This window comes from Limnoglobus sp. (assembly GCF_059499385.1).
In genome coordinates this window covers 39163-59808 of the sequence record NZ_JCABYM010000009.1, presented here as the reverse complement: position 1 = coordinate 59808, position 20646 = coordinate 39163, and the positions used below count along the sequence as shown (strand labels likewise).

Below are 20646 nucleotides of genomic sequence, written 5' to 3'. Positions count from 1 at the left end.
CACACCCACCCGAACGACTCGCCTCCGCATGACCGGCCAAACCAGCGCGATGATGGCCGTCCGCGACCCGGACATCCGGCTCATGCTCCGCGTCCGCGACGCGGACGACCAGGCCGCGTTCGGCGAACTCGTCGCCCGGTTCCAGCACCGGCTCGTCGGCGTCATGCACCACCTCGTCGGCACGGCCGAGGAGGCGGAAGACCTGGCGCAGGAAGTCTTCCTCCGCGTGTTCCGCACCCGGAAGAAGTACACCCCGAAGGCGAAGTTCAGCACCTGGCTGTTCACCATCGCGAACAACCTGGCCCTCAACGCCCTGCGGGACCGGGCGCGGAAGCGACACCTGCCGCTCGAACTCCGTGACTCCGGGTCGCTGGCCCAACGGCCGAACGTGCCGCTCGCGTCGCACCGGGACGCGCCGCCCACCCAGAACATCCAGCAGCAGGAACTGGCGGGCGTCGTCCGGCAGGCACTCGACGAGCTGAACGAGCGGCAGCGGGTCGCGGTCGTGCTGAACAAGTTCGAGGACATGGGGTACGCGGAGATCGCCGAGGTAATGGGCCTGTCGTCGAAGGCGGTGAAGTCGCTGCTCTGCCGCGCCCGCGAACGCCTCCGCGAAGTGCTTCAGCCGTACATTTACATGGACGGCCCGCCGCCGCCCGCCCCGGCCGAGGACGACTGACCATGGCCGACCCGTCCAAGCCGCCGCCCGACCTCCCGCCCGACGAAACGGACGAGGAGTTGGTCGCGTACCTCGACGGCGAACTGGACCGCGACGAGGCGCGGGCCGTCGAGGCGAAACTGACGCACGACGAGACGGCCCGGCAGAAGGCGGACACGCTGAAGAAGACGTTCGACCTGCTCGACTACCTGCCGAAGCCGGAGCCGTCGCCGACGTTCGCGACGCGGACGCTGACGCAGATCAACCCGGTCCTCGGCAGCGGGGCCGCGATTCCGGTTCCGACGCCGTCCGCGTCCAACGGCACGCTGCCGCCGACGCACACGACCGGGCTGACGCCAACGCTCCCGCCGCCGATGCGGACCGGGTGGAAGGTGTTACTCTGGTCGCTCGGCCTCGCCGCCGTCACTGCGACGGGATACTTCGGCCACCTCCTCGCGAAGCCGCACCTCGAAGCGACCGACCCGGCGAAGCGGACGAGCGAGCAAGTCCGGCTGCTCGAACGGCTGCCGCTCTACCTCGGCGTGGACGATTTCGAGTTCCTGACGCAACTCGACCAACTCGCCCTCTTCCCCGACGAGGACGGTGAGTCGGCGGAGAAGCCGGGCGTGGACACGCTCAGCACGGCCGAACTCGAGCAGCTGGAAAACGTCTTCAAGCAATATCCCGCCGCCCGACAGCAGCAACTCCGCAGGCTCGACGAGCAACTGTCCGCGCAAGACCCGCCGCGGCAAGCCCACCTGATCGGCGTGCTCGAGCGGTACGCGATCTGGCTCGACCGGCTGCCGGACAATTACCGGAAGGAGATTCTCACCGCCCCGGCCGCGGTCGAGCGGTTGGAGGGCGTGAAGACCGTGAAGGCACGGCTGTGGCGGGAGGGCCTGCCGGCCGTCGTTCGCGAGCGGATTCAACAGGCGGACCCGGCCGCCCGCGACCAGCTCGTCGCCGACCGGCGGCAGCAGGACGCGAAGCGGAAGCAACTGTGGGAACTCGCGCGGCACGACTGGTCGAACATCTCCGCGAACCGCCGGCCGTGGCCGTTCGATATCGACGAGTTGACGAAAAAGGTCGAGGAGTACGTCGAGCGGACGCTGAAGCCGCGGCTGAACAACGCGGAGCGGGCAGAACTCGACCTGCTCCGCAAGGACGTGACCGCCGCGCCGGGCCGCCTCGCGTGGCTGATGTACGGCGACACGCTCGCGCGGCTGGCCGAGCTGCACCGCACGCTACCGGAGCCGGCGAACGGCAAGACGATCCGGGCGGTCGGGGACTTGCCGCAGCAGTTCGTGCGGGACTTGGCCAAGAAAGCCGGCACGAACCGCAAGCAGTTGATCGCGCTGCCCGGCTACGGCAGGTGGCCGGACTTCGCGGAGGCGGTCTTGGTCGAGGCGCACGAGGTCAAGGTGCCGATCCCCTTCCCGCTCGGGCCGAACAAGCTCGACGAGTACGCCCCGGCGGTGAGGGCGTTTGTGGAAACGGAATTGAACGAGAAGCTGACATCGAAGGAGCGGGACGAGTTACGGCGGGCCGAGTCCGGTCAGTGGCCGGACCACTCGAAGAAGCTGATGGACTTCGCCCGCAAGTACGACCTGAGCGTGCCGGGCGTGACGCTCCCCGGCCCGCCGAGCAAGTGGGATCAGGTCTACCGCAACCGGCCGGGGAAGAAGTGACGCCGTTTCTAACTCTATATAGCCGCCGGCTTGCCGGCGGGGTTCGGGGCGTCGCAAAACCCGCCGGCAAGCCGGCGGCTAATTAAACGGGGCTTGCAATCTATCTCACCAGGTTCGTCAACGTTCCGATCCCCGTGATGCTGATGCTCACCTCGTCGCCGGGCGAGAGTGTGAATGCGTCCGGCGGCACGATGCCGGTCCCCGTCAGCAGTAGCACGCCGTTCGGGAACTCGTTCTCCTTGCCGAGCCACTCGACCAGGCTCTCCGGGGTGCGGGCCATCATCGACAGGCTCGTACTCCCCTCGAATGCGACCGCGCCGCCCCGGCGGATCACGAGCCTGATCTCCGTGTCCTCCAGCTTCGGCATGTCCGACACCGGCGTGATGACCGGGCCGATCGAGCACGATTTCGCGTAAATCTTCGCCTGCGGCAGGTAGAGCGGGTTCTCCCCCTCGATGTCGCGGGCGCTCACGTCGTTGCCGACGGTGTACCCGACGATCCGCATGTCCGAGGAAACCACGAGCGTCAGTTCCGGCTCGGGCACGCTCCACTTGCTGTCGGCCCGCACGCGGATCGGCTCCGTCGGGTTCACCACCCGCTCCGGCGTCGCCTTCATGAACAGCTCCGGCCGCGGGGCGGAGTAGACCTTGTCGTAGAACTGGGCCGCGCCGACGGACTCCTCCTGGCGGGCAATTTTGCTCCGCTTGTACGTCACGCCCGCGGCCCAGATTTCCTGGCGGTCGATCGGGGCGAGGTACGTCAGCCCGGCGGCCGGCTCGGGGGGGATGGCCGGATCGACGAGGCCGCGGGCGGCGTCGCACGGGTTCGGCAGCGCGAGTAGGTCGGCTAGCGAGCGGACGGTCGGATGCCGGGATACGCTGAGGGGGTAGGCCGTGTCGTTCTCGATCATGACGACCGTGACCGCGCCGCTGGGCCGTCGCACTTTGCCGAACCGCATCACGCACCTCGGGAGAAGTTAGGGTTGCACGAAGTTTACGAGCCGCGGCAGGTCGCGTTCAGGGTCGGCGGCGGCCGCGACGACGAGGTCCGCCAGCTCCGGCGTGTAGGGCACGGCCTCGCCGGGCGACGGCGCGACCGGCACGAGCCGCCGGACGATCTCGGCGATCAACTGCGGCACGCCGTCGCCGGTGGCCGCGGAGACGCGCGATACATCGGCGGCGTCGAACGCGAGCGGACGGTCGGCCTTGTTCACGACGACGAGCGCGTTCTGGGTTTCCGTCGGCCAGACCGGGTTCGGGTCGGTCGCGTCGAGCAACCAGACGACGAGGTCGGCGTTCTGAAGGAACCGCCGGGCCAACACGATGCCTTCCGATTCGAGCGATTCGGTTGCGCGGCGGAGGCCGGCGGTGTCCGCGAGTTCGACCGGCCAGCCGTCGAGGGCGACGAACGTGGTGACGACATCCCGCGTCGTCCCGGCGGTCGGCGACACGACGCTCCGCTGGTAGCCGGCGACGGCGTTGACGAGCGAACTTTTGCCGACGTTCGGCGGCCCGGCGATGACGACCTTCCACGGCTCGACGAGATGGCGGCCGACCGAGGCGAGGGCCGCGAGGCGGGGCAGGGTGGCCGGGGCGGAGCGGACGGCGTTCGCGAACGCGCCGTTGAGTTGATCGAGCAGGATCGCGGCGGTGCGGGTGGTTCTTGCCTGTTGCAGGATTCCCCACGGACGTTCGTCCGTGGGCTTTCGCCCACACCCTTGTTGCTGAAACTGGTTGAGAAGCCAGTTCACAACCTGGGGGCCGCCGTGGGAGTGAATCTCGATGACCAGTTCGGGATCGACCAGGTGGACCGCAATGACGACCTCGTCGCCGATGGTTCCGAACCACGTCCGATGAAGTTCCGGCAATTCCGGCAGTTTTCCGCCCGCCGGTCGGAAGAGCGACCGCACGACTTCCCACGCCCGCGGGCCGGCGACTTCGAGCGTCGCGATGGCCCCGGTTCCGGGCGGCGTCAGGACGGCGACGGTGGTACTCACGGGAGGGCCTGGGCTGTCCGGCGGATGCCGTCGAGCGTGAGGTGCGGGTCGGTAAGCACGTTCCCCACGTCGGCGAACTCGTAGTTCGCCAGCGCGCCGAGTGCGCCGCCGGTCATCATTATCCACGGCGGGTTGTCGGTCTCGGCCGTGTACTCGCGGACCAGGAAGTCGGCCGCCCCCATCACCGCGGCCATGACGCCGACAAGCATCGCGTCGCGGGTGTTCTTCCCCGGTGGATCGACGTTCGGAACGGCCGTCACGTCGATCATCGGCAATTTCGCCGTGTGCCGGTGGAGGGCGTCGAACATCAGCCGCGGGCCGGGCAGGATCGCGCCGCCGACGAACCGGTGGCCCTCGAGCAGGAGGTCAATGGTTACGGCCGTGCCCACGTCGATGAGGACGCCTGGGGTGTTCGAGTCGCCGCCGAGGTACGGCCAGAACCCGACCGCGTTCAGCAACCGGTCGATGCCGACGCCGGCCGGCTCGTCCACCTCGACGGTCAGCGGAATCTGCGAGTAACTGTCGATGACGAGGACCGTGCCGCGGGTCTTCGCCCACTCGACGAACCGGTCGCGGCGGGCGGGGTGGACGCCGGCCACGGCCCAGCGGGCGTCGGCGATCCCGATGAAGTCGAGCGCCTTCGCCCACGCGGCCGGGTCGTCCGGCGGGAGCGATTGAATGCGGTTGTGGTGGCCCCATTTGATCCGCGTGTTGCCGATGTCCACGACGATGTCCGGCGTCATGACAACGTCTCGCCGGTGCGGATCGCCTTCTCCGTCGAGAACTCGATCGGCTTGCGGCGGGCCGCTTCCTCCGCCTCGGCCCGCTTCAACTCGGTGATCGTCTGCGCGACGCGGCCGACGAGGTGCGCCAACCCCTGGCCCGTGACGGACGAGATCAGCAACACCTCATGGTTCAATTCGGCCGCCAGTTTCTCGCGCACCTTGTCCGCGTCGGTCAACTCGGCCTTACTCACGCACACGACCTCCGGCTTCTCCGCGAGTGGGATGCTGTACAGGCTCAGCTCCTTGCGGATGGTACGGTAGTTTTGCACCGGGTCGCTGCCGTCGGTCGGGAACGGCTCGACGAGGTGGACCAGCACCCGCGTCCGCTCGACGTGTCGCAGGAACTCGTGGCCCAACCCGACGCCCTGCGCCGCTCCTTCGATCAGCCCCGGCAGGTCGGCGAGGACGAACCCGTGGTCGCCGCTGACGTTCACGATGCCGAGGTTGGGCGTCTTCGTCGTGAACGGGTAGTCGGCGATCTCCGGCGTCGCCCGGCTCAGCCGCGAGAGGAGAGTGGACTTGCCCGCGTTCGGGAACCCGATCAGCCCGGCGTCGGCGATGACCTTGAGTTCGAGCGAAATCCAGCGTTCCTCGCCGTCGTCGCCGGGGCCGAACTGCCGCGGCGTCCGGTTGGTCGCGGTGGCGTAATACTTATTCCCACGGCCGCCCTTGCCGCCTTGCCCGACCGTTACCTCGTCGCCTACGTTCACGAGGTCTTTCAGAATGTTGCCGCGGTCGCGGTCGCGGACGAGCGTGCCGGGCGGCACGGGGATGACGAGGTCGGCCGCGTCCTTGCCGGCGCACAGGGACGTGCCGCCGGGTTCGCCGGGCTTGGCCTTCCAGTGCTTCTTGGTGGTGAGCGGGGCGAGGTTGTCGGCGTTCGCGACGGCCCGGACGATGACCGACCCGCCGTCCCCGCCGTCCCCGCCGTCCGGCCCGCCGCGGGGCACGTACTTCTCCCGCCGGAACGAGACCATGCCCCGCCCGCCGTCCCCGCCCCGTACATACAACTCGACGCGATCGACGAACATGGTTCCCTCTACATCCGCTCCACGGTGCGGATGCCCAACAGGTTCAGCACGAGCTTGATCGTGCGGGCCACGAGATCGACCAGCACCAGCCGGCTATCCCGCAGCTCCGGCGTCTCGGCCTTTAGCACCGGGCACGCCTCGAAGAACGTGCTGTAGCTCTTGGCCAAGTCCCACAGGTACGCGGTCAGGTAGTGCGGCAGGTACTCCGTCGCCGCGGCGTCGATGGCCTCCGGCAATTTGAGCAACTGCACGACGAGGGCGCGTTCCTGCGGCGTCGTGATGACCACGGCCGGGAGCTTCGCCCGGAACGCGACCTCATCGACCTCGCCCTTGCGGAAAATGCTCCGGCATCGGGCGTACGCGTACTGCATGTACGTGGCCGTGTTGCCCGACATGGCCAGCATCTTGTCGAAATCGAACTTGTAGTCGCTGGTTCGGCTCTGGCTCAAGTCCGCGTACTTGACGGCCCCGATGCCCACGGCCTGCGCGATACTCTGTTTTTCTTCATCCGAGTACGATTCCCAATCGGGGACGTCGTGACCCTGGGCCGCGCGACGCCAGTGCGTCAATTCAAACAGGTGTCCGCCGAGTTCCGTCGCCCGGTCGAGGAGGCCGCTCAGTTCCGGAACCCCGCCGTCCCGCGTCTTCAGCGGCTTCCCGTCCTTGCCTAGGACGGAGCCGAAACTGACGTGGTTGAACGCAACCTCGTCGTAGCCCCATCGCGTTGCGGCAGTGAACAAGTTTTTGAAGTGTTGCCCTTGGCGGAAGTCCACGACGTAGAGAATCGTGTCGGGCTTCCACGTCTCGACCCGGTGCTTGATCGTTGCGAGGTCCGTCGTCGTGTACGTGAACGCCCCGTCTCGCTTCCGGATCAACGCGACGTTGTTTTCGCCGAATCGGATAATGATCGAGCCGCCTTCACCGGTTTCACTGACGCCCTTCGCTTGTAACGCTTCGACGATGCCGGCCAACTGCGGCTGGTAGAAACTCTCCCCGAGCTCGTGGTCGATCGGCAGGATGTCGAGTTGTTCGTAGACCTTGTGAATCTCTTCCATGCAGGCGGGCATGAACTCCTTCCAGAGCTTGAGATTCTCCGGGTCGCCGGCGTGCAACTTCGCCGTCTCCGCGCGATAGGCTTCGGCGACGGGGTTCGGGAACGGCGGTCCCTGACGTTCTTCGTCGTCTTCGTCACCGGACTTGGCCCGCTTCACGCCATTCACGTAGAGGCGGCTCAATTCGGCTACCGGGTTCGCGTCGAACGCGGTTTGATCCCGGAAATTAGTGAACGCATTTGAAATGATGTCTACCGTCCCCGCCACGTTGCGGACGAGGACGTACAGCCGCGCCAGCTCCCGAACCTTGTTCGTGTTGCTTCCCGCGTAGGCGTTCTTGTCGAGAAACGTCCGGTAGCCATAAATCAGCATCCCGAACTGCGTGCCCCAGTCGCCGAGGTGGTTGTCGCTGACGACGGTGTGCCCGCAGAACCGCAGGACGCGGACCAGCGCGTCGCCGATGATCGTGCTCCGCAGGTGGCCGACGTGCAGCGGCTTCGCCACGTTCGGGCCGCTCAGGTCGATCACGAACGTCTTCGGCTTCACCACCGCTTCTACGCCGAGACGGTCATCCTTCGCCATCGCCGCGACGCGGGCCGTCAGGAACGACGGCTTCAGCTTGACGTTGATGAACCCCGGCCCGGCGACGGTCGCGGACTCGATCAGATCGTTCGCAGCAAGTTTCGCGACGATCGCCTTTGCCAGTTCCGGCGGCTTTTGGCCGAGCGCCTTCGCCAGCGCCATCGCGAAGTTCGCCTGGTAGTCGCCGTGGTCCGGGTTCGCTGCCGGCTTCACCATCGCCAGGTAGTCGGCCACCTTCGCGCGGTCCGGGGACAGGTCCGCGAGGAACGGCTCGAACAGGTCGCGGATCGCGGTCAGCAAACTCATCAGTGTCCCCGAAAAACGACTGTCGGCCGGCCGACCTCTCCCGCGAGAAATCGACAGGCCGACAGAGAAAGATTCTACGAACCCGAACGAGGTTCGGGTCATTCACCCGGCGGCTTACGCCGCTCGGCTCGCCAATCAATCGCCTTCGCGCTGCCAGTCCACTTGCTTGGCGTCGGCCCAGACCTCTTCCAGCCGGTAGTAGTCGCGGGTGTCCGCGTCGAACACATGAACCATCACGTCGCCGTAGTCCTGGACGACCCACTTGCTGGCCTCGTACCCGTTGATGCCGGCCCGCGTGTCCCCGACCGACCGCATCGCGGCGTCCACTTCCTCGACGATCGTGTGGACCTGCCTACGGCTGTTGCCGGTGGCGAGGACGAAGTAGTCGAACTCCGTGGTCACCTCGCGGAGGTCGTACACGGCGACCTTGTCGCCCTTGTTCTCACTGGCAATCTTGGCGGCAAGACAGGCCCGCTGGAGGCCGGTCGGAAGGGTAGGGGAGGTGGCCGGCACGACGGTCGTGCCGAACGAGGTGGGCACCGAGAAAGCGACGCTGTTCAAGTGGCCTCCTGGGGTGGTAAGAACCTTCCCAAGGGCCGTCGGTGCTCTGGCAAATCAAAGGTGTGATTCGCCGTGTGCGTGGGACTGACCCTCGGGGAAACAGTTAGGATACGAGCCAGGCGGTGCGGGGCAACAACTCCCTCCCGCCTACCCGAATCATCGAGTCCGCTACTGCAAAAATCAACAGTCATTTCCAATTTTCCCAGAGTTCCGGCGTTTTCCCGACCGGCGGTAACGGAGGGACACCACCCGGCCGCACGGGTTCGCGGTTGGTATCCTGATCGGAACGAATCCCTTCCCCCGGTGGACGGCCCATGAACCGCGTCCTGATCGGCCCCGCGCCGCTCCGCGAAATCCCGCACGCCTACGTGCCGATCCTGGAGGCGGCCGGGTTGCAACCGGTCTTCGGCCCGCCGACGCCGAAGTTCACGGAGGCCCAGGTCGCGGATCTGCTGCCAGGGTGCGTGGCGTCACTGGCTGGGTCGGAGCCGTACACGCCGGCGGTGATCGCGGCGGCGGCGAAGCAGGGGCTGAAAGTCATCGCCCGCGCCGGCGTGGGATACGACGAGGTGAACGTCCCCGCGGCCACCGAGAACGGCGTCGCCGTGACCATTGCGGCCGGGTCGAACCAACTCGCGGTGGCCGAACACACGTTCATGCTCATCCTGGCGCTCGCCCGCCGGCTGTTGCCGCAGCACGCGGACACGAAGGCCGGGAAGTGGCCGCGGAAGGCGAACGAGCCGATCCGCGGGCGGACGCTCGGCGTCGTCGGCGTCGGGCGGATCGGCCGCGAGGTCGTGCGGCTCGGCCACGCCTTCGGGATGAACGTGATCGCCAGCGAGATCGTGCCGGACCACGCGTACCTGGCAAAGTACGGGGCGAAGCTCGTGAGCACGGACGAGGTGTTCGCGCAAGCGGACTACGTGACGCTGCACACGCCGTTCACGCCGCTGACGGCCCATCTCGTGAACGCGCGGACGCTGGGGCTGATGAAGCCGACAGCCTATTTGGTTAACACGTCCCGCGGTCCCGTGGTGGACGAGATGGCGCTTCTCGCGGCGCTGACGGCGAAGCGGATCGCGGGGGCCTCGCTCGACGTGTTCGAGCACGAGCCTGCGAAGGTGAACCCGCTGTTCGGGCTGGACAACGTCGTGCTGACGGCCCACACGGCCGGCGTGGACACGCGGAGCATTCAGGACATGGCGACGTATGCGGCTCAGGCCATCGTGAAGCTGCTTGCGAAGGAGTGGCCGGAGGACTGGGTGATGAACCCGGAGGTGAAGAAGCGGTTCGTGTAGGCGGGTATGTCTTTAATATAGCCGCCGGCTTGCCGGCGGGGCTTTGGGGGTCGCAAAACCCCGCCGGCAAGCCGGCGGCTATATGAAAACAGGTCAAATCAGCCCGTGGTGGCCCAGATAGCGCTCCGCGTCGAGTGCGGCCATGCACCCGGTTCCGGCGGCGGAGATCGCCTGCCGGTAGTAGTCGTCGGCCACGTCGCCGGCCGCGAACACGCCCTCGACGCTCGTGTACGTCCGGGCCACCGTCGTCCACTTCAAGTATCCGGACTCCGTCAGCTCGACCTGCCCGTCCAGGAACGACACGTTCGGCGTGTGGCCGATGGCACAGAACATCCCGGACACGTCGAGCTGCTCCTTCGCGCCGGTCTTGTTGTTCTTGATCTTCAACCCCGTCACGCCGGCCTTGTCCTCGCCGAGGACTTCCTCGACGACCGTGTTCCAGCGGATGTCGATCTTCGGGTGCGCGACCGTCCGCTCGGCCATGATCTTGCTCGCCCGGAACACGTCCCGGCGGACGAGCATGTGGACCTTGCTGCCGAACTTCGTCAGGTACATCGCCTCCTCGCACGCGGAGTCGCCGGCCCCGATCACGGCGATCGGCTTGTTCCGGAACCGCGGCAGGAACCCGTCGCACACGGCACACGCCGACACGCCCCGATTCTTGAACCGGTCCTCGCTCGGCAGGCCGAGGTAGTTCGCCCGCGCCCCGGTCGCCACGATCAGCGTGTGCGCCTCGACCGTCTCGCCGTCGTGCGTCGTGATCGCGAACGGCTTCTTCTTCAGGTCCACCTTCACCACGTCCTTCGACTCGATCCGCGTGCCGAAATTGACCGCCTGCTGCCGCATGAGGGCCATCAACTCCGGGCCGTTGATGCCGTGCGTCGGCTGCGGCTTGTTGTCCGCCACCCACATCGGGAAGTCCACGTCGTCCGGCTTGAGGGCCGTGCGGAGGTACTCGCGGGTGTCGCCGGCCGGCCAGCTCGGGAAGTTCTCGACTTCCGTGGTCAGCGCCAACTGCCCGAGCGGGAGCGTGCCGTTCTGCCGGTTCTTGTCGTCGTAGGGGTTGCCCTGGAACACGAGCGGCTTGATCTGGGCGCGGGCGGCGTAGATGGCGGCGGTCCAGGCGGCCGGGCCGGAGCCGACGATGACGACGTTCTCGGGCATTAGCTTCGCTCCTGACTCGGTTTCGGTTCGACGGGCTACCACGGCGGGTGCGGCTCGTTATATTCTAGTCATCCGTTTACGAGTACCGGGGACCGCGCGTCCATGTTTCGGCTGACCAACCTCCGCGAAATCCTCCGGTACGTGCCCCGGTTCCGCGACCGCGCGTTCGTCATCGCCATCGACGGCGCGGTCGTCGAGGACGACAACTTTCCGAACCTGCTACTCGACATCGCCCTGTTGCGGAGCCTGTCGATCCGCGTCGCGCTCGTCCACGGGGCGGCCCACCAGGTCAAGCGGTTCGCCGCGCAGGTGAGCGTCAGCCCGTCCGACATCGACGGGACCGGCGTGACGGACGCCGAGACACTGAACGTCGCCATCAGCGCCGCCAACCGGGTGACGCACGAGATTCTCGAAGGGCTGTCCGCCAACGACCTCCGCGGGGCGTGCCCGAACGCCATCGTCGCGCACCCGGCCGGCATCCTCGGCGGCGTGGACCGGAAGTTCACCGGCCGCGTCGAGCGGGTGGACGTGGACCTGCTCGCCACGCTCATGGAGAAGGACGTTATCCCCGTCATCCCCCCCATCGGGTGCGACGGCGTCGGGCACTCGTACCGGCTGAACTCGGACGCCGTCGCCGTCGAGATCGCCAAGAGCCTGCGGGCGGTGAAGCTCATCTACCTCACGACCGAGGGCGGCATCAAGGGGGCGGGCGGGCACGTCATCCGGCAGATGACCATCGAGGAGGCGGACGGGTTCCTGAAGAAGAACAAGGGCGACCTGCCCGGCGAGGCCGTGACGAAGCTGACGCACGCGATCCGGGCCGGGAAGGAGGGCATCGAGCGCATCCACATCATCGACGGCCGCGAGGAGGAGGGGCTACTCAGCGAGGTGTTCTCGAACGAGGGGATCGGCACGCTGGTCTACACGAACGAGTACCAGTCGATCCGCCCGGCCCAGAAGAAGGACATCCGGGCCGTGTTCAACCTGATCCGCCAGGGCATCCAGGCGGAGGAACTGATGAAGCGGACGCGGGCGGAGATCGAGCGGACCATCGGCGATTACTCCGTCTTCGAGGTGGACAAGAACCTCGTCGGGTGTGCCGCCCTGCACACGTACCCGGAGCACAACAAGGCGGAGCTGGCGTCCGTGTACGTGGACAACCGGTACGAGAACAAGGGGATCGGCGGGAAGTTGATCGCCTACGTCGAGAACACCGCCCGCGGCCGCGGGTTCGAGCACCTTTTCTGCCTTTCGACTCAAGCCATCAACTACTTCATCCAGAAGGGCGGGTTCTCCCTCGGCACCCCGGACGACCTACCGCCGTCGCGGCGGGAGTCCTACGACCGGAGCAACCGCCGGTCACAAGTCCTCATCAAGAAACTTCAACCGGCCGGGTGACATTCCGGCCGCCGCCGACCGGTCGTGCCGACGGCGCGCGACGCGCCGCAAACGGCGGGCAGTTCTCCCTCATTTCTCGACCGTCCGGCGGCGTTCGGGGCCGCCTTCCGTGCCGATAGCTCCTCCACCCCCGCGTCGATGGACGGAGGATCGCCATGGCCACCTTTCTCGTACTGCCGCCCCGCGAGTTGCTCGAACACGCCGTCACGGAGTTCGCCGACCGCCTCCTGCCGGGTCTCCCGAAGCCGCTCGGCCTCGCCGACGTGCTGCTGGCCCACGTCGTCGCCGGGCTGCCGCGGAACGAGCAGGCGTTCGTGATCTACCGCGAGGAACTCCCGGACGACGGCGACACCGTCCGCCTCCTCCAGGACGCCTTCGGCGCGGAACCCGGCGACCGGGTGCTGGAAATCGGCCCGCCACGGAACCTTGCCCAGGCGGCGGTGCGGGAAGCGTTCGTGGGCGAATCGGTGTCCGCATTCCCGGCGGCGCGATAAAATGCCCGAATTGCATTACCCGCCGTCCCAAGCTCGCACGACATGAACACCACCGACTCGACCCCGGACGACTCCCACTGGTCCTCCCTGGCCCACGAACTCGGCCTCGACGAGACGCCGACCCCGCCGCGGCACGACCCGGCCGCGGACGACGCCTCGCCCCCGGACATCCAGCTGACCGGCCTCCCGGACGCCCACGACGACGAGGACACGCTGGTCGAACCCGCGTTGAGCGCGGAACCGTTCGTCGAAAGTGAAGAAGCCGCTTCGGACGAGCAGACCGAGGACGGCGGGAAGCGTCGCCGCCGCCGCCGCCGCCGCCGGCGGAAGGGCGGGGCGGGGGAGCCGGCCGCCGCAGACGGCACGGCCGCCGAGGGCGAGGAACCGGGCGAGGAAGGGTTTGCCGAGGAGGAGGAACCGGCGGCGGAGGCCCCGGCCAACGCCGTGATGCGGGACGTGGTGGCGAACTGGAACGTGCCGAGCTGGGACGACCTCATCGCCGGCCTGTACCGCCCCGGCGGCTGACCCGCGGTGACGGGTCTTCTCTGCTCGTTCCGAGGCCGCCATGACCGACGCCACCATCGAACCCGCCGGGCCGGACGATTTGCCGAAGATCGTCGCCATGTTCAACCAGATTTTCCGCCCGTCGCGGACCGTCGATTCCTTCGAGCGGCGGTTCCTCGGCCGCCAGAACGTGCTGCAACTGATCGCCCGGCAGGGCGACGAGTTGGTCGGTTTCTTCCTCGGCTACGAATTGAAGCCGGACACGTACTTCGCCTGGTTCTACGGCGTGCTGCCGAGCGTGCGGCGGATGGGTGTCGGGGCGCAGTTGATCGAAGCGGCCCAGAGGTACGCGGCCGAGAAGGGGTACGAGTCGATCCGGCTGGAGTGTTACAACCAGCAGCGGCCGATGCTGCACCTCGCCATCGAGCTGGGGTACGACATCGTCGGCATCCGGTGGGACGCGGACCGGAGTGGGAACCTCGTCATCTTCGAGAAACTGTTAAAGGCCGCGTAGGGTGGGTCATGGTTTGGCGAACGGCACGGCGTCAGCGTGCCGGTGTAGCTCGCCGCGGCTCCCACCGGCACGCTGACGCCGTGCCGTTCGCCTCCCTTGCTCCCGCAGAGCCGGGAAAGGGGACAAAACCGGTGGGCCTCGAAGACTCGACCCACCCTACAAATCACTTCCGTACTACAAATCACTTCCGGACCGCCGCCAAGTCCAGGAAGTTCTTCAGCAGCTTCGGCCCCTCCACCGTGAGGAAACTCTCCGGGTGGAACTGGACGCCGTGCAGCGGCCAGTGCTTGTGCCGGACGCCCATGATCTCCCCTTCGGCCGTCCACGCGGACACCTCGAAGTCCGGGTTCGTCCACGTCTCCCGCCTGATGACCAGCGAGTGATACCGGGTCGCGTCGAACGGGTTTGACAGCCCGGCGAACACGCCGCGGCCGTCGTGGTGGATCGGGGACACCTTGCCGTGCATGATCCGGCTGTTGCGGATCACCTCGCCCCCGAAGTTGTGGCCGATGCACTGGTGGCCGAGGCAGACGCCGAGCAGCGGCACGCGGGGGGCGAACGCCGTCATGATCGCGTTCGACACGCCCGCCTCCTTAGGCGTACACGGGCCGGGGGAGATGATGACGTGCGTGGGGGCCAGCGCCTCCGCCTCGGCGAGCGTGATCCGGTCGTTGCGGACGACCGTCATCGGCAGCGTTGGGTCGATTTCCCCGAACCGCTGGACGAGGTTGTACGTGAACGAGTCGTAGTTGTCGATGAGCAGGATCATGGGTCGAACGGGTCTCGCGGGGGTGGGGTCGTTATACGGCTACCGCCGCTGGAACGGGTGGAGGACGTTCGCCATCTCCTCGACGGCCTCGACGATCCGCGGGCCGGCGCGGGAAATCTTGTCCGCGTTCACGCCGTGGACCCGCTTCGCCTTCACCGCCTCCAGGCCCGGCGGGAGCGCCGGTGGCGTCGTCTTCCCGTCGTGCCCGAGGCTCGGGTAGAAGACCACGTCCGGGTTCCGCTTCAGCAGTTCCTCGATGCTGACCTGCGGGTAGTGCGCGTCCAGGTCCGCGAACACGTTCTTCCCGCCCGCGGCCTCGATCGCCCCGGAGATGAACGACTTCGACCCGACCGTGATGAGCGGGCTGTCCGAGACGATGTAGAAGACCGTCGGCCGGCCGCGGGTCCGGAACCGGTCCGCGACCCGCGCCAGCCGTTGCTTCATCGTGTCCGTGACCTGCCGCGCCCGCGGCCGGCGGTCCGTGATCTCGCCGAGCTGTTCGATGTGCTTGTAGATGTCCTCCAACTTCTCGGCGTCGAACGCGGCCGTCTTGATGCCGAGTTGCTCCAGCCCCTCGATGACCGGCCGGTGGACGGGGCCGGACGTGACGACGAGGTCCGGCTTCAACGACGCGATGGTTTCCAGGCTGAACGAGTCGGCGGTGTACTGCCCGACCTTCGTTTTCGTCGCGGCCTCCGGCGGGTGGGTGCAGAACTCCGTCACCCCGACGACGTTGTCCCCGACGCGGAGGTCGTAGAGGATTTCCGTCCGCTCCGGGCTGAGGGACACGATCCGCTCCGGCGGCCGCGGGAGCGAGACGGTCCGTCCCAGGAAGTCCGTGAACTCGACGGCCTTGCCCGACACGGGGGCCGGCCCGCCGCCGCACCCCCCGCACCCAGGCAGGGACAACAGAAATGTGAGACAGATACCGGTTCTCACACGGCCCCCTTCGCTGGAACGATCAGTAACTGGTCCCCGTCCGGGACGACCCGCACCGGGAAATCGTACACCCGCGACAACAGGTCCGGCGTGAACACGTCCCGCGGCCGGCCGTCCCCGACGACCCGACCGCTAGACAGTACGACCGCACGGTCGCACCAGTTCGCCGCCTGGCCGAGGTCGTGCAGCACGACCCCGACGGCCAACCCCAACTCGCGGGCGAGCCGCCGGCAGAGGTCCAGCGTCGCGACCTGGTGCTTCAGGTCCAGGTGCGAGGTCGGCTCGTCGAGGAGGAGTACCTTCGGCTCCTGGGCCAGCGCCCGCGCGATCAGCACCCGCTGCGACTCGCCGGCCGACAGCTCCGTCACCACCCGCGCGGCGAGGGCCGTCAGGTCGGCGTCCGCCAGACACCGGGCGACGACTTCGCGGTCTTCTGCCGTGTACGGCCGCAGCCAGCCCCGCCGCGCGGCCCGGCCGAGGGTGACGGCCTCTTCCACCGTCGCCGGCCACGCCGACACTTCGACCTGCGGCGACCGAGCGATCCGGGCCGCGACCCAGCCGGCGGAGCGGGTCGCGAGGTCCGCCCCCTCGAACCGGACGCGGCCCGCCGACGGCGGGAGTTGCCCGGCGAGAACCTTCAAGAGCGTACTCTTCCCGGACCCATTTGGGCCGACGACGGCACACGCCTCGCCCGGTCGGACGGCGAGCGTGATGTCGTGCAGCACCGGCCGGCCGGGGAACCCGGCCGAGACGGCCTCGGCGGTCAGCAGCGGCGTCACGGCTTCGGGGTCTTCACCATGATGAGGAGGAAGAACGGCCCGCCGACGAGGGCCGTCAGGATGCCGACCGGCATCTCGGTCGGGGCGCGGAGGGTGCGGGCGGCCACGTCCGCGGTTAGCAGCAGCAGACCGCCGACCAGGGCGGACGCCGGGACGAGGGCGGCGTGCCGCGGGCCGACGAGCCGGCGGGCGACGTGCGGGGCGATCAGCCCGACGAACCCGATGATCCCGCCCGCCGCGACCGCCCCGGCCGTCGCCAGGCTCGCGGCCGCCACGACCGCGCCGGTCGCCGTCCGGACCGGCAGGCCGAGGCCGCGGGCGGTTTCTTCCCCGAGCGTCAGGGCGTCAAGCGGCCGCGACAGCACGACCAACAACGCGACGCCGAGGGCGCAGTACGGCAGGGCGCTCGTCACCCCGCCCCAGCCCCGGCCGGCGATGCTGCCCATCAGCCACGCCAGCACCTGCATCGTGCTCTGGTCGTTGAACGAGAGCAGCATCCACACGACGGCGGACAGGAAGCTGCTCACCGCCGCCCCGGCGAGCAGCAACTGCACGACCGACCCGCGGCCGCCGACCGTCGCGAACAGGTAGACGCATCCGGTCGCCAGCAGCGCGCCGACGAACGCCCCGGCCGGCACGCCGGACTGGCCGAGGAACGTCTGCGCCGGGCTGAAGATGATGACGACCGTGGCCCCGACGGCCGCGCCGGACGCGGACCCGATGACGAACGGGTCGGCTAGCGGGTTGCGGAAAAGCCCCTGGTATGCCGCGCCGCTGGCCGCCAGCCCGGCCCCCACGACGACCGCGAGCACGGCCCGCGGCAGCCGCAGGTCGCGGACGATGAGCGCGGTCGTCGGATCGACCTCGCCGGGCGACACGAGGCTTCGCCACACGTCGCCGAGTGGAATGCGGACGGCCCCGACGGCGACCGACGCGATGGCCGCGACCGCGACGACGGCGGCGAGCAGCACCAGCCGCGCGGGTCGGGTGGGCATGACAGAAAAAAGCCCACGGACGGCAACCGTCCGTGGGCTTTCGGCGTCGGGGGACAAGTTACTTGCTTTCCTCGGTCGGCGGCTTCGGGTCGGGGACCGTCCCCGGCGGGGTGAACGCGACCGTCGCCGGGGGCGGCGGCGGGACCATCGGCAACGAGGTCGCGCCGTTCGCCGGGGCGGCCGCCGGCGGCGGGACCGTGACCGGCGGGCCGAGCGGCGCGTCCGACTCTTCGTCTTCCAAGTAGACCTCGTCCAGTTCCACCTCATCGACGTGGCGGCGCATCAGCAGGTAGATCATCGTCATCGCGCACCAGAAGAAGCTGTAGCTGAACCCGAGCATCAGCATGAAGAGCAGGATGAGCCAGAACGTCGTCACCCCGGCCGCGGCGTAGTTGTACCACGCGTAGGAACTCATGTACCGGTCGGCCTCGGCCGGGTACTTGTTGACGAGGACGTACCCCTTCCGGTTGCCGGGCAGCGCGGCCTCCCGCTGTTCCTTCTCGATCGGGCTGCCGCGGAGGAGCAGCTCCTTCCACTGGAACGATTCCGGGGCGTAGGTGAACAGGTATTCCGGCCGCTGGTTGGCGTACTCGTTGAACGGCGTCTGCGAGAGCGACCACTTGCCGAGGTACACGCTCAGGGAGCCGATGAACAACACGACGAGGGTGACGGCCGCCCCGTAGGTGATGGCCACCAGGCAGTACCAGAGGTACTGCCACGGGGCCTGCATGACGTAGTTGTACGCCCGGCTCAGGGCGTCGAACGTGTCGCTGCCTTCCACGCTGAGCGTCGTGTACATGAGCGGATAGCCGATCAGCCCGACGAGCAGCACGGCCATGACGAACCCGCCGAGCAGGCCGAGCGGGATCAGGATGACGTACAACACGTCGCCCACGAACGGCAGCAGCGTCGGCAACCCGAGCAGCGCCAGCACGATCACGGCGAACGCGATCAGCCCGAGCGGGACGACCGGGGAGAGCAGGTAGGACAGGTAGCGGGTCGAGACGAACTGCACGGCCTGGCCGAGGCTGATGCGGTCCTTCCCGCTCAGTTGCACGGCCGCGATGCGGGTGATGACGCCGGCAAAGAACGCCCAGCAGAGCAGGCTCCAGAGGATGCACAGGAGCAGGTAGATTCGGGTGAGCGGGCTGACGTTCGCGTCGAACACCTTCACGATCGGGATGAGCAGCTTGATGAGCGGTTCGAACAGCGTCGGGACGGACGACGAGACGAATTGCGAGAGCACGTCCTGCCGCTCGACGGCCGTGCCGCCGGTGAGGGTGGACACGAGGGTGAACGGGTTCGGGCCGCGGTACTCGTACCACGGCATGGTGCGGAGGCGGCCGCCCTCGCCGGCGAGGGCGTTCAGTTGCTCCCACTGGGCCAGGTCGCGGGCGAACTTCTTCTCGCCTTCCCGCTTGAAGTCGTCCGGCCCGTACTCCTTGTCGCCGACCTTGTACCCCTTGAACTCCTTCTGGAGGTAGTCCTGGCTGGTGTACTCGGCGGCGTTCGGGTCCGGGGCGTTGCGGTTGAACGCCAGCGACAGGACGTACCACCCGAGGGACACCGCGAGGATGCCGGCGGCGGCCACGAGCAGTTTGCGGGGGTCGAGTGCGACCTGGAAGCAGCGGAAGATTTCCGTCCACTGGTACCGGTGACGTGTCGTTGGCGATGTGGACTCGTCGCGCCCGTCGGCCATGCTCGCTCCCCTCGCGTCTGATGAGACGATACCCGGCCGCCCGCGGCTGCCGTAACCCTGTGGGTGGTATCGTAGTCAGAGCTTGGGACGCGGCAATCACGTTCCGCCACAACCGGAACCGGATCGCCCCGCCGGCGGCCGGGTGGCCCTCCAGCGAGGTCGATCCGTGGGGAACGCTTGCGTCCGTCCTTCGTCGGTTAGAAGAAGAACCCGACGCCGAAGTTGAACACGGACACGAACCGGTACGCCTTGATGTTGTACGCCGGGTCGAGCGCCCCGACGTTGAACGCGATCGGCTCCTTCATGTACCGGGTGCCGAAGTACGACTGGTACGACCACCCGGCCTGGAGCTGGACGCCCTCGATCGGGTACCACATGAGGTTGAGGTCGGCGTTCACGTTCGGGACGAGTTCGTACTCGACCCGCTTCCGCTTCGCCTGCGTGCTCTCGTCGCCGAGCTTGTACTTCACCCGCTCTTTGGCGAGGTTCATGAGGCCGGCGGCGGACACGTCGAGGCCGACGGCGAACCGCTTGCCGATGTACACCTCGTGCCCGCACCCGAGGGCCGGGCCGTACATCCGCTGCGACAGCGTGTTCGTGTAGATGGCCACGTCCGTCGGGAACGAGTTGCCGTCGATGTCGGCCGACACGGTCCGCCAGTAGAACCGCTCGAAGAACCAGGCGTACCGTAGCCCGCCGAACCCGTACACGCGGCTGTACTCGGTCTCGAACAGCGGGACGCGGGCGGCGAGGTCGCCGTACGTGAACTGCTGCTCGAACTGGATGTCCATGACGGCGGCGGCGTTCCAGATGCCGAAGAAGTTGCCGGTCGGGTTGTTCAGGTCGAGGTCGAACGGCGTCTTGATGTCCGGCCCGGCGAAGTCCGGCGAGAAGTTGAACACCGGGGCCGTCAGGAACGAGTCGGCCAGGTCGGCCCGGTTCTGGAAGAACGGGGTGGCCGGGCCGGACGCGCCGGCCGAGTACTTGTGCCGGGCCAGTTGGCCGAACCGCCCGTACACGGACAGGCCGGTGTCGAACTTGTACCCGAGGCTGAACTGGTAGCCCGGCATCCAGCTCCGGCGGCCGAACTGGTCGGTCGTCAGGGCCGGCGTGCCGCTGCCGATCAGCGTGCCGGGCACGCCGGTCAGCAGGCCGCTGGAGTCGATCAGGCCGCGGACGGCCACGGTCTGGTCGCCGATGCCCATCGAGGTCGTGCCGACCAGGAACTGTAACGCCCCGAAGAACCCGTTCTCGTCCGGCTTCCCCGTCGGGATCGGCGCGATGACTTCGGGCCGACCCGGAATCGAGTACGACTCGGCGTACTGGGCCTGCGATACTTTCGGTGCGGCGAGCAGAGCGGCCGCCACCAAGAGACCCCCACGCAAGCTGTGGCGCATATGACCCATCCCCCTATCGACCCGTCGGCGACCTGTC

20 protein-coding genes are annotated in these 20646 nt (G+C 67.9%); 7 read left to right on the top strand and 13 right to left on the bottom strand.

Annotated elements, in window-relative coordinates; genetic code table 11:
• Positions 1-28 precede the first annotated feature (28 nt).
• Both AC5JJ2_RS01160 and AC5JJ2_RS01155 read left to right on the top strand, forming a co-directional pair.
• Positions 29-679, top strand: a complete 651-nt coding sequence (locus AC5JJ2_RS01160) for an RNA polymerase sigma factor (RefSeq protein ID WP_495856129.1) — start codon at positions 29-31, stop codon at positions 677-679.
• Between the two features lie 2 nt (positions 680-681).
• The gene (locus tag AC5JJ2_RS01155) at positions 682-2346 is read left to right on the top strand and encodes an anti-sigma factor family protein (RefSeq protein ID WP_495856128.1); all 1665 of its coding nucleotides are present in this window, start codon (positions 682-684) and stop codon (positions 2344-2346) included.
• 100 nt (positions 2347-2446) lie between these two features.
• Here the strand turns inward: AC5JJ2_RS01155 and AC5JJ2_RS01150 are convergent, their stop codons facing one another.
• From AC5JJ2_RS01150 to rsfS, 6 genes are all read right to left on the bottom strand, one after another.
• On the bottom strand, positions 2447-3304 hold the full coding sequence (locus AC5JJ2_RS01150) for a fumarylacetoacetate hydrolase family protein (protein ID WP_495856127.1): 858 nt from the start codon (positions 3302-3304) through the stop codon (positions 2447-2449).
• A gap of 18 nt (positions 3305-3322) precedes the next feature.
• Positions 3323-4342, bottom strand: a complete 1020-nt coding sequence (locus AC5JJ2_RS01145) for a GTPase (RefSeq protein WP_495856126.1) — start codon at positions 4340-4342, stop codon at positions 3323-3325.
• Positions 4339-5085, bottom strand: coding sequence for a type III pantothenate kinase (locus tag AC5JJ2_RS01140; protein ID WP_495856125.1), 747 nt, complete (start codon positions 5083-5085; stop codon positions 4339-4341). Before AC5JJ2_RS01140 ends, AC5JJ2_RS01145 begins: the two co-directional genes overlap by 4 nt.
• Positions 5082-6158: a GTPase ObgE gene (gene obgE / locus AC5JJ2_RS01135; protein ID WP_495856124.1), complete on the bottom strand. Its 1077-nt coding sequence runs from the start codon at positions 6156-6158 to the stop codon at positions 5082-5084. Before obgE ends, AC5JJ2_RS01140 begins: the two co-directional genes overlap by 4 nt.
• Positions 6159-6166: 8 nt before the next feature.
• Positions 6167-8098 carry an arginine--tRNA ligase gene (argS, locus tag AC5JJ2_RS01130; RefSeq protein ID WP_495856123.1) on the bottom strand — a complete coding sequence of 644 codons (1932 nt, stop codon included), beginning with the start codon at positions 8096-8098 and terminating at the stop codon, positions 6167-6169.
• Positions 8099-8233: 135 nt separating this feature from the next.
• Entirely contained in the window at positions 8234-8638 is a 405-nt protein-coding gene (gene rsfS / locus AC5JJ2_RS01125; RefSeq protein ID WP_495856122.1) for a ribosome silencing factor, read from the bottom strand.
• Positions 8639-8973: 335 nt separating this feature from the next.
• Here rsfS and AC5JJ2_RS01120 point away from each other — a divergent pair, with 335 nt between their 5' ends.
• Positions 8974-9957 carry a phosphoglycerate dehydrogenase gene (locus AC5JJ2_RS01120; RefSeq protein ID WP_495856121.1) on the top strand — a complete coding sequence of 328 codons (984 nt, stop codon included), beginning with the start codon at positions 8974-8976 and terminating at the stop codon, positions 9955-9957.
• 93 nt (positions 9958-10050) lie between these two features.
• Here the strand turns inward: AC5JJ2_RS01120 and AC5JJ2_RS01115 are convergent, their stop codons facing one another.
• Positions 10051-11121: an FAD-dependent oxidoreductase gene (locus tag AC5JJ2_RS01115; RefSeq protein WP_495856120.1), complete on the bottom strand. Its 1071-nt coding sequence runs from the start codon at positions 11119-11121 to the stop codon at positions 10051-10053.
• Positions 11122-11223: 102 nt separating this feature from the next.
• On the opposite strand from AC5JJ2_RS01115, the gene argA reads away from it, so the two are divergent.
• The 4 genes from argA to AC5JJ2_RS01095 all read left to right on the top strand — a co-directional run bounded on the left by argA (position 11224) and on the right by AC5JJ2_RS01095 (position 14031).
• On the top strand, positions 11224-12519 hold the full coding sequence (gene argA, locus AC5JJ2_RS01110; protein WP_495856119.1) for an amino-acid N-acetyltransferase: 1296 nt from the start codon (positions 11224-11226) through the stop codon (positions 12517-12519).
• 155 nt (positions 12520-12674) lie between these two features.
• Entirely contained in the window at positions 12675-13013 is a 339-nt protein-coding gene (locus tag AC5JJ2_RS01105; RefSeq protein ID WP_495856118.1) for a hypothetical protein, read from the top strand.
• Between the two features lie 42 nt (positions 13014-13055).
• Positions 13056-13538, top strand: a complete 483-nt coding sequence (locus AC5JJ2_RS01100; protein WP_495856117.1) for a hypothetical protein — start codon at positions 13056-13058, stop codon at positions 13536-13538.
• A gap of 40 nt (positions 13539-13578) precedes the next feature.
• Positions 13579-14031, top strand: coding sequence for a GNAT family N-acetyltransferase (locus tag AC5JJ2_RS01095; protein WP_495856116.1), 453 nt, complete (start codon positions 13579-13581; stop codon positions 14029-14031).
• A gap of 181 nt (positions 14032-14212) precedes the next feature.
• On the opposite strand, the gene AC5JJ2_RS01090 is transcribed toward AC5JJ2_RS01095, so the two are convergent.
• The 6 genes from AC5JJ2_RS01090 to AC5JJ2_RS01065 all read right to left on the bottom strand — a co-directional run bounded on the left by AC5JJ2_RS01090 (position 14213) and on the right by AC5JJ2_RS01065 (position 20579).
• Positions 14213-14800, bottom strand: coding sequence for an anthranilate synthase component II (locus AC5JJ2_RS01090; protein ID WP_495856115.1), 588 nt, complete (start codon positions 14798-14800; stop codon positions 14213-14215).
• A gap of 39 nt (positions 14801-14839) precedes the next feature.
• On the bottom strand, positions 14840-15664 hold the full coding sequence (locus AC5JJ2_RS01085; RefSeq protein WP_495856114.1) for an ABC transporter substrate-binding protein: 825 nt from the start codon (positions 15662-15664) through the stop codon (positions 14840-14842).
• 71 nt (positions 15665-15735) lie between these two features.
• Positions 15736-16518, bottom strand: a complete 783-nt coding sequence (locus AC5JJ2_RS01080) for an ABC transporter ATP-binding protein (protein WP_495856113.1) — start codon at positions 16516-16518, stop codon at positions 15736-15738.
• Entirely contained in the window at positions 16515-17513 is a 999-nt protein-coding gene (locus AC5JJ2_RS01075) for a FecCD family ABC transporter permease (protein ID WP_495856112.1), read from the bottom strand. Before AC5JJ2_RS01075 ends, AC5JJ2_RS01080 begins: the two co-directional genes overlap by 4 nt.
• A gap of 58 nt (positions 17514-17571) precedes the next feature.
• Positions 17572-19212: a hypothetical protein gene (locus AC5JJ2_RS01070; RefSeq protein ID WP_495856111.1), complete on the bottom strand. Its 1641-nt coding sequence runs from the start codon at positions 19210-19212 to the stop codon at positions 17572-17574.
• Positions 19213-19409: 197 nt separating this feature from the next.
• Positions 19410-20579, bottom strand: a complete 1170-nt coding sequence (locus tag AC5JJ2_RS01065; RefSeq protein ID WP_495856110.1) for an Lpg1974 family pore-forming outer membrane protein — start codon at positions 20577-20579, stop codon at positions 19410-19412.
• Positions 20580-20646 lie beyond the last annotated feature (67 nt).